Genomic DNA, 8663 nt, shown 5'->3' with positions numbered 1-8663 from the left:
CCGCGGGGTGGCCGGGGCCGGCCGCGGCGTCTGCTCCCCGCCGTCCTCCCCGGCGGCGGCGCGGCCGCCGGGCAGGGCGTGCAGCGGGGAGCGGGGGCCGGGCGGCAGCGAGCGGCCGGCCAGGCGGGCCCGCAGCGAGCGCTCGGCGAGCAGCCGGCAGCGGTGCAGCAGGGCGGCGGCCTCGGGCAGGCACGGCAGGCCGCGCAGGGCGGCCAGGTCCTCGGCGCCGGGCTCGTGGCCGGCGCCCAGCGCCTCGTCGAGCAGCTCCAGGTAGCCGGCCGCCGCGCCGGGCAGGGCGGCGCGGTAGCGGGCCAGGTCGGCCAGCAGGAAGGTCCGCTGCCGCCCGGCCTCCCGTACCGCCTCGTCCACGGAGCCGGCGAGGCGGAGGCAGTCCTGCACGTCGGTGTCGGCCAGCGGGGCGGGGTGGAGGGCTTGCGCGAGCGCCCGGCGGAGCACACGCAGCTCCTCCGGTGCGAACGCCAGGCCGCCGCGGGTTCCATGGGGGGTCGGCATGGGCCGACGATACGCGCGGCGGTGACGAACCGGCTGAACTGCGACATCAGAGGGCGCGTTGCCCGCGGGCGGGGCCCGGGGCCCGGCCCTACATGCGGGAGACGTTGCGCTCGTAGACCAGGCGGAGGCCGATGAGGGTGAGCCAGGGCTCGTGCTCGTCGATCTCCTCGGCCTCGCCCAGCACCATCGGGGCCAGGCCGCCGGTGGCGATGACGGTGACGTCGTCCGGGTCGCCGTGCGGGCCGACCAGCTCGCGCTTCATCCGCCGCACGATCCCGTCGACCTGCCCGGCGAACCCGTACACGATGCCGGCCTGCATGGCCTCGACGGTGTTCTTGCCGATCACGCTGCGCGGACGGACCAGCTCGATCTTGCGCAGCTGCGCGCCGCGGGCGCCCAGCGCCTCCACCGAGATCTCGATGCCGGGGGCGATGACGCCGCCGATGTACTCGCCGCGGGCGCTGATCGGGTCGAAGGTGGTGGCCGTGCCGAAGTCGACGACGATCGCCGGGCCGCCGTACAGCTCGGCGGCGGCGACGGAGTTGACGATGCGGTCCGCGCCGACCTCCTTGGGGTTGTCCATCAGGATCGGCACGCCGGTCTTGACGCCCGGCTCCACCAGGACGGCCGGGACGTCGCCGTAGTAGCGGCGGGTGACCTCGCGCAGCTCGTGCCGGACCGAGGGCACCGTGGAGCAGATCGCGATGCCCTCGATGCCGTCGCCCAGCTCGTCGCCGAGCAGCGGGTGCATGCCCATCAGGCCCTGGAAGAGGACCGCCAGCTCGTCGGCGGTGCGGCGCGGGTCGGTGGAGACCCGCCAGTGCTCGACGATCTCCTCCCCGTCGAACAGCCCGAGCACGGTGTGCGTGTTGCCCGCGTCGATGGTCAGCAGCATCAGGACTGGTCCGCTCCGGCGTCGGTGAGGCCGTCCGCCTCGGCGTCGGCCTCGCGCAGGTCGAGGCCGATGTCGAGGATCGGCGAGGAGTGGGTGAGCGCGCCCACGGCCAGGTAGTCCACGCCGGTGGCGGCGTAGGCGGCGGCGTTGTCCAGGGTGAGCCGGCCGGAGGACTCCAGCACGGCCCGCCCGGCGACCAGGGTGACGGCCTCGGCGGTCTCGGCCGGGGTGAAGTTGTCCAGCAGGATCAGGTCGGCGCCCGCCTCCAGCACCTCGCGGACCTGGTGCAGGGTGTCCACCTCGACCTCGATCGGCAGCTCGGGGAAGGCCGCGCGGACCGCCTTGAAGGCGGGGGCGACGCCGCCGGCGGCGACGACGTGGTTGTCCTTGACCAGGGCCGCGTCGGACAGCGACATCCGGTGGTTGACGCCGCCGCCGCAGCGCACCGCGTACTTCTCCAGCGCGCGCAGCCCGGGGGTGGTCTTGCGGGTGTCGCGGACCTTCGCCCGGTGGCCTTCGAGGGCGTCGGCCCAGGCGCGGGTGGCGGTGGCGATGCCGGAGAGCCGGCACAGCACGTTGAGCGCGCTGCGTTCGCCGGTGAGCAGGTCGCGGGTGCGGGTGGTGACCGACAGCAGCTTCTGCCCGGCCTCGACCCGGTCGCCGTCGGCGACGTGCCGCTCGACGGCGAACTCCTCGGTGCACACGACGGAGAGGATCGCCTCGGCGACGTGGATGCCGGAGACGGTGCCGGCCTCCCGGGCGGTGAAGTCGCCGGTGGCCACGGCGTCCTCGGGGACGGTGGCGGCGGAGGTGACGTCCACCCCGCCGTCGAGGTCCTCCTCGACGGCGCGGTAGGCGACGTCCTCGACGAGGACGGGGTCGAGTCCGGCGTTCACCAGGAGTGCGGCGAGCGCGGGGTCGAGCCCGCACTCGTACGCCTCCTCGCCCTCCGCGCCGCCGCAGCCGCAGCCGTCACCGCAGCCCTGGGCGGCGGCGGGGGCGCCGATGCTGATCAGAGGGACGTCCACGGGCTGCGGACGTTCGTCGGGCGTGCTCACGGTTGCGGCTCCCTGGGGGCGGTGTCGGCGGCGACGGGGGTCGTCGGGGGGAAATCCTGGGTGGCGGTGGGCGTCACGTCCAGGGTGCGGTCCGGGTCGAGGCGTACGACGAGGTGGCGGCGCCAGCGGTCGTCGTCCCGCTCGGAGTGGTCCTCGCGCCAGTGGCAGCCGCGGGTCTCCTCGCGCAGCCTGGCGGCGGCGACCAGCGCGCGGGCCACGCACAGCAGGTTGGTGGTCTCCCAGGCGTCGACACCCGGCTCGGCGGCCTTGGCGTCGACACCGGCCTCGGCGGCCGGGCCGTCCGGGGCGGCGTCGTCGGCGACGGGGTCGGTGCGCAGGGCGTCCAGCAGTGCGGCGGCCTCGGCCAGGCTGGCGGCCGAGCGCAGCACCCCGGCGCCGGCGGTCATCGCCTGCTGGACGCGCAGGCGCAGGGCGGGGTCCAGCAGCGGCAGCACCCGGGGCGCCGGGTGCGGGGCGGGGGCGCCCGCCGTCCGCCCGCCGAGGTCCCCGGCGATGCTCTCGGCGATCCGCTCGGCGAAGACCAGGCCCTCCAGGAGGGAGTTGGAGGCCAGCCGGTTGGCCCCGTGCACGCCGGTGCAGGCGACCTCGCCGCAGGCGTACAGGCCGGAGACGGTGGTGCGGCCGTGCAGGTCGGTGCGGACCCCGCCGGAGGCGTAGTGCGCGGCGGGGGCGACCGGGACCGGCTGGGTCACCGGGTCGATGCCGTGCTCCCGGCAGGCGGCCAGGATGGTGGGGAAGCGGGCGGCCCACATCTCGGGCCCGAAGTGCCGAGCGTCGAGGTACATGTGGGCGGCGCCGGTCTCCCGCATCCGGCGCATGATGCCCTTGGCGACGATGTCCCGGGGGGCCAGCTCGGCCAGCTCGTGCTGCCCGACCATGAACCGGACGCCGTCCGCGTCGACCAGGTGCGCGCCCTCGCCCCGTACCGCCTCGGACACCAGCGGCTGCTGGCCCTCGGCGTCCGGGCCGAGGAAGAGCACCGTGGGGTGGAACTGCACGAACTCCAGGTCGCTGACCTCGGCCCCGGCCCGCAGCGCGAGGGCGACGCCGTCGCCGGTGGAGACGCCCGGGTTGGTGGTGGCGGAGAAGACCTGGCCCATGCCGCCGGTGGCCAGCACGACCGCCGGGGCGTGCACCGCGCCGACGCCGTCGTGCTGCCCCTCGCCCATGACGTGCAGGGTGACGCCGGCGGTGCGCCCCTCGGCGTCGGTGAGCAGGTCCAGCACGAGCGCGTTCTCGACGGTGTCGACGGCCTGGGCGCGGACCGCGTCGACCAGGGCGCGGGAGATCTCCGCGCCGGTGGCGTCGCCGCCGGCGTGCGCGATCCGGCGGCGGTGGTGGCCGCCCTCGCGGGTCAGCGCGATGGCCCCGGTCTCGGGCGAGGTGTCGAACCGGGCGCCGGTCTCGATCAGCCGGCGCACCGCGTCCGGGCCCTCGGTGACCAGCGCCCGCACCGCCTGCTCGTCGCAGAGCCCGGCGCCGGCGACCAGGGTGTCCGCCTCGTGCTGGTCCGGGGTGTCGCCCTCCCCCAGCGCGGCGGCGATGCCGCCCTGGGCCCAGCGGGTGGAGCCGTCGTCCAGCCGCGCCTTGGTGACCACGACCGTGCGCAGTCCGGCGGCCGTGCAGCGCAGCGCGGCGGTGAGGCCGGCGACCCCGGAGCCGACCACGACCACGTCGGCCTCGATGGCCCAGCCGGGGGCGGGGGCGTTCAGGCGTATGCCGGTGCCGGTCATGTGGACGCTCCGGGTGCTGCGGGGGCGGCCTCGCCGTCTCGGGCCGCCGGTGCGGCCCCCTCGAAGGCGAGCGGAAGGTTGTCGATCAGGCGGGTGGTCCCGACCCGGGCGGCCAGCGCCAGGATCGCCGGGCCGGCGTGGTCGCCGGGGACCTCGGTGAAGTCGGCCGGGTCGACGAGGGCCAGGTAGTCCAGTACGAGCGCCGGCTCGGCGCGCTCGGCGTCGGTGAGGACCGCGCGGGCGGCGGCCCGCACCGCGTCGGCGGCGGCGGCCGGCGCGGCGGCGGCCACCGCGTGGGCGTCGGCCGCGGCGCGGGACTCGCCCAGCTTGGACAGCGCCTCGGCGCGCCCGAGCGAGGCGGGGGCGGCCCCGGCCCGCTCGCGCAGCGCGTACTGGGCGGCCAGCCGGTCGCGGGCGGCGAACAGCGCGGCGGACAGGGCGAGCGCGGTACGCCGCTCGGGCGCCGACAGGTAGCGGTTGCGGCTGGACAGCGCCAGCCCGTCCGGCTCCCGCACGGTCGGTACGCCGACGATCTCGACCGGGAAGTTCAGGTCGCGCGCCATCCGGCGGATCAGCGCGAGCTGCTGGGCGTCCTTCTGCCCGAAGAACGCCGCGTCCGGGCGGGTGAGGTGGAGCAGCTTGGCCACGACGGTGAGCATGCCGTCGAAGTGGCCCGGCCGGGCGGCCCCCTCCAGCCGCTCCCCCATCGGGCCCGCGGTGATCCGCACCTGCGGCTCGCCGCCCGGGTAGACCTCGTCCACGCCGGGCGCGAACACCGCGTCCGCCCCGGCCTCGGCGGCGACCGCCAGGTCGGCGTCCAGGGTGCGCGGGTAGCGGTCCAGGTCCTCGCCCGCGCCGAACTGCAACGGGTTGACGAAGACGGTGACGGTGACGAAGCCGTCCGGCCCGACGTGCCGGCGGGCGGCGCGCACCAGGGTGGCGTGCCCGTCGTGCAGCGCGCCCATGGTCATCACGACGGCGGTACGGCCGCGGGGCGCGGCGGCGGTGAGCAGCGCGTCCAGCTCGGCGCGGGTGCGCACGGGGGCGAGCCCGGCCCGGTCGGTGTGCCGGCTCATCGCGAACCGTCCCCTTCACTGCCGTGGGCGTCGCCGTCGCCGCCGTCGTCGTCGGGGCCGGGCTCGTCCGGTGTGCCGTCCGCCGCGTCCTCGGGGGCGCGGCCGAGCACGCCGAGCAGGTCCTCGGCCAGTTCCGGCTTGAGCAGCCCGTGGGCGAGCGCCCGGTCGGCGGTGGCCCGGGCCATGGCCAGATAGCCGGGGACGGTCGCCGGGGCGTGCTCGCGCAGCTCGGCCACGTGCACGGCGACCGTGCCGGCGTCCCCGCGGGCGACCGGCCCGGTGAGGGCGGCGTCCCCGGAGCGCAGGGCGTTGTCCAGGGCGGCGCCCAGCAGCGGGCCGAGCATCCGGTCCGGGGCGGCGACCCCGGCGGTGCGCAGCAGGTCCATCGACTGGGCCACCAGGGTGACCAGGTGGTTCGCGCCGAGGGCGAGGGCGGCGTGGTAGAGCGGGCGGGACTCCTCGGCGATCCACTCGGGCTCGCCGCCCATCTCGATGACCAGGGCCTCGGCGGCGAGCCGCAGCTCCTCGGGGGCGGTCGCGCCGAACGGGCAGCCGGCCAGCCGCTGGACGTCCACCGAGGTGCCGGTGAACGTCATCGCCGGGTGCAGCGCCAGCGGCAGGGCGCCGGCCCGCCGGGCCGGGTCGAGCACGGCCGCGCCGAACCGCCCGGAGGTGTGCACCAGCAGTTGCCCCGGGCGGATCGCGCCGGTGTCGGCGAGCCCCCGCACCAGCCCCGGCAGCACGTCGTCCGGGACGGTCAGCAGGACCAGCTCGGCGCGGGCGAGCACCTCGGCCGGCTCGACGATCGGCACGTCCGGGAGCAGCTCACCGGCCCGGCGCACCGAGGCGTCGGACACCGCCGACACCGCGACCGGGCGGTGCCCGGCGAGCTGCAACGCGGCGGCCAGCGCGGGCCCGACCCGGCCGGCGCCCACAACGCCGACGGTCAGCCGGGCGGGGCGGACGTCGCCGGGAGCGTCGCCCGGCGCACGAGGTGGGGGTGGGCTGGATGGGTTCACGCGGTCGGCGGCCTTCCGTTCCAGTCCGCGAGGGGTACCGGACGATTTCCCGCCATGTTACGCCAGCGTCACCAACCCTCGGGTCGGCGTCCGGGCTTGGCCGGGCGGCCGGGAGGCCCCCGCCCTACCGCTCCCGGCGGGAGCGCTAGGGACGCCCCTGTCCGGTCCGGCGGTCCGCCCCGGCGTCCGCCGCCGGGTCTCGGAGCGTGAGGCGGGCGCGGCCCGGCGGAGGGGGCGGCGGGGTGCCGTGGCGGAGGGCCCGGTAGGCGTCGATCATGTGCTGCTGCGTGGCGCTCATGTCCGCCAGGGTGCGACCGGGGCCCGGCCGGAGGCGCGTCGATTGACCAGCGGCGTCAACCGGCGCGGGCGGACGGGCGCGTCGATTGACGGGGTGCGTCAATCGGCGGGGCCGGCGCGGCGGCGCACCGCACCATGGGGGCGTGAGCGTGACCATCGACATCACCGGCCTGCCGCCCGAGCGGATCGTCTTCGCGAGCTCGCCGCTCGCCGAACTGGGCAACGCCCTGCACGTCCTGGCCGAGCCGGGCCACCACCCGGGCCTGTCCGGGTGGGCCACCGCCACCGCCGCCGGTCTCAAGCCGGACCTCGCCGACAGGCTGCACGAGGCGTCGTTCCTGTGGACGACGACGTTCTCCGACGTCTTCCTGCCGTTCGCCGGCATCCCCGGCGCGAACGGGCGGGCCGGTGCCACCCTCGGCGAGGACCTGGACCTGATGGACCGCCTGGACGAGGACCGCTTCCTGGCGGCCGCGCTGGAGTTCACCTGCTCGCCGGTGTACGCGGAAGGGGCGCCGTTCTCCGCCGCGCGGGCGCTGGAGCTGGCGGCCGGCCACGGCCCGCACCAGCTCGACTTCACCCGCCGCCTGCTGGACGACCCGGCCGGCATGCGCGCCTGGCTGCGGCGGCTGTTCGAGGAGTGCGACGAGGCGTTCTTCGCGGACACCTGGCGCCGGATCGCCCCGGGGCTCGCCGCCGACGTGCGGCACAAGACCGACGTCCTGCGGCACCGGGGCCTGGCCGAGGCGCTGGATTCGGTGTCCGCCGCGCTGAGCCTGGCGGAGGACGGCCCGCGCCGCCGGATCGTGGCGGACAAGATGGTGGAGGGGCACTCCACCGGCGTGGACCCGGCGGTCGGCGCGGGCGTCTCCTTCGTGCCGAGCAGCTTCGGCTGGCCGCATCTGATGGTGCTGCACGCCCAGGGCTGGCGGCCGGTCGTCCACTACCCGGTCGGCGCGCCCGAGCTGCCCGGACCGGCCCCGGTCGAGCTGCTCCAGCGCCGGATGGAGGCACTGGCCCACCCGCTGCGGATGCGGCTGTGCCGCAAGCTGGCCCGGACCGCGTCCACCACCGGCGAGCTGGCCGAGACCTACGGCATCACCCCGCCGGAGGTCTCCCGCCACCTGGCGGTGCTGAAGCGGGCCGGACTGATCAGCACCCGGCGGCGCGGCCGGTACGTGCTGCACCAGCTCGACGTGGCCGCGGTCGCCCGGATCGGCAGCGACTTCCTGGAGACGGTGCTGCGCTGAACGGCCGGTACGGCACCGGTACGGCCTGGACGGCCTGGGCGCGGCCCCGGTACGGCCGCGGCGGACGCGGGTGTCAGAAGCCGGCGGCGCCGCCCGGCGACCCGCCGCCGCCCGCGCGCACCAGCCCCGTCTCGTACGCCAGCACCACCACCTGCACCCGGTCGCGCAGCGCCAGCTTGGTGAGGATCCGGCCCACGTGGGTCTTCACGGTGGCCTCGGACAGCACCAGCCTGCCGGCGATCTCGCCGTTCGACAGGCCCTGCGCGACCAGCATCATCACCTCCCGCTCCCGCTCGGTCAGCCGGTCCAGGGCCGCGTTGCGCGGCTCGGCGGCGGAGGCGGGCAGCATCGGCGAGAAGCGGTCGAGGAGACGGCGGGTGGTGGAGGGCGCGACCACCGCGTCCCCGCTGTGCACCGCCCGGATGGCGCTCAGCAGCTCGCCGGGCGGGACGTCCTTCAGCATGAAGCCGCTGGCCCCCGCCTTCAGCCCGGAGAACGCGTACTCGTCGAGATCGAAGGTGGTGAGGATCAGCACCTTGGGAGCGCCGGGGCGGGCGCAGATGCGCCGGGTGGCCTCCACCCCGTCCAGCTTGGGCATGCGCACGTCCATCAGGACGACGTCCACGGCGGTGGAGCGCAGGATCTCGATGGCCTCCGCGCCGTCGCCGGCCTGGGCGACGACCTCCATGTCCGGCTGGGCGGCGAGCACCATCCGGAAGCCGGCGCGCAGCAGCGCCTGGTCGTCGACGAGCATCACACGGATCGGCATGGCGGAAGCGGTCCTTCGGGGAGGGGGAGGGG

General features: G+C 76.7%; 9 protein-coding genes. 1 reads left to right on the top strand and 8 read right to left on the bottom strand.

Going from position 1 to position 8663, the window contains the following annotated elements:
- From C6N75_RS21700 to C6N75_RS30850, 7 genes are all read right to left on the bottom strand, one after another.
- On the bottom strand, window positions 1-483 hold a 483-nt coding region (locus C6N75_RS21700; RefSeq protein ID WP_105870578.1), incomplete at its 3' end, for a hypothetical protein.
- A 118-nt stretch (window positions 484-601) separates the two neighbouring features.
- Window positions 602-1408, bottom strand: a complete 807-nt coding sequence (locus tag C6N75_RS21695) for a type III pantothenate kinase (RefSeq protein ID WP_105870577.1) — start codon at window positions 1406-1408, stop codon at window positions 602-604.
- On the bottom strand, window positions 1408-2466 hold the full coding sequence (nadC, locus tag C6N75_RS21690; protein WP_105870576.1) for a carboxylating nicotinate-nucleotide diphosphorylase: 1059 nt from the start codon (window positions 2464-2466) through the stop codon (window positions 1408-1410). The genes C6N75_RS21695 and nadC overlap by 1 nt, the downstream gene beginning before the upstream one ends.
- Window positions 2463-4220: an L-aspartate oxidase gene (locus tag C6N75_RS21685; protein WP_105870575.1), complete on the bottom strand. Its 1758-nt coding sequence runs from the start codon at window positions 4218-4220 to the stop codon at window positions 2463-2465. Before C6N75_RS21685 ends, nadC begins: the two co-directional genes overlap by 4 nt.
- On the bottom strand, window positions 4217-5296 hold the full coding sequence (panC, locus tag C6N75_RS21680) for a pantoate--beta-alanine ligase (RefSeq protein ID WP_105870574.1): 1080 nt from the start codon (window positions 5294-5296) through the stop codon (window positions 4217-4219). Before panC ends, C6N75_RS21685 begins: the two co-directional genes overlap by 4 nt.
- Complete coding sequence (locus C6N75_RS21675; protein ID WP_181160567.1) at window positions 5293-6315, bottom strand: Rossmann-like and DUF2520 domain-containing protein; 1023 nt, start codon at window positions 6313-6315, stop codon at window positions 5293-5295. The genes panC and C6N75_RS21675 overlap by 4 nt, the downstream gene beginning before the upstream one ends.
- A 145-nt stretch (window positions 6316-6460) precedes the next feature.
- Window positions 6461-6613: a hypothetical protein gene (locus C6N75_RS30850; protein ID WP_181160566.1), complete on the bottom strand. Its 153-nt coding sequence runs from the start codon at window positions 6611-6613 to the stop codon at window positions 6461-6463.
- Window positions 6614-6761: 148 nt separating this feature from the next.
- Between C6N75_RS30850 and C6N75_RS21670 the strand changes: the two genes are divergently transcribed.
- A complete protein-coding gene (locus C6N75_RS21670) occupies window positions 6762-7862 on the top strand; it encodes a DUF5937 family protein (protein ID WP_105870573.1) in 1101 nt (366 codons plus the stop codon).
- Window positions 7863-7935: 73 nt separating this feature from the next.
- Here the strand turns inward: C6N75_RS21670 and C6N75_RS21665 are convergent, their stop codons facing one another.
- On the bottom strand, window positions 7936-8631 hold the full coding sequence (locus C6N75_RS21665) for a response regulator (RefSeq protein WP_105870572.1): 696 nt from the start codon (window positions 8629-8631) through the stop codon (window positions 7936-7938).
- Window positions 8632-8663 lie beyond the last annotated feature (32 nt).

This window comes from Streptomyces solincola, assembly GCF_002982015.1.
Taxonomy (GTDB): Bacteria; Actinomycetota; Actinomycetes; order Streptomycetales; family Streptomycetaceae; genus Streptomyces; species Streptomyces solincola.
Note: the sequence above shows the minus strand (reverse complement) of the source record. Positions and strands in the feature narration are given on the sequence as shown.

Excerpts from the sequence above, each read along its gene's own strand:
- C6N75_RS21695 (WP_105870577.1), bottom strand. The coding sequence starts at position 1,408 with ATGCTGCTGACCATCGACGCGGGCAACACGCACACCGTGCTCGGGCTG.
- C6N75_RS21685 (WP_105870575.1), bottom strand. The coding sequence starts at position 4,220 with ATGACCGGCACCGGCATACGCCTGAACGCCCCCGCCCCCGGCTGGGCC.
- panC (WP_105870574.1), bottom strand. The coding sequence starts at position 5,296 with ATGAGCCGGCACACCGACCGGGCCGGGCTCGCCCCCGTGCGCACCCGC.
- C6N75_RS30850 (WP_181160566.1), bottom strand. The coding sequence starts at position 6,613 with ATGAGCGCCACGCAGCAGCACATGATCGACGCCTACCGGGCCCTCCGC.
- C6N75_RS21665 (WP_105870572.1), bottom strand. The coding sequence starts at position 8,631 with ATGCCGATCCGTGTGATGCTCGTCGACGACCAGGCGCTGCTGCGCGCC.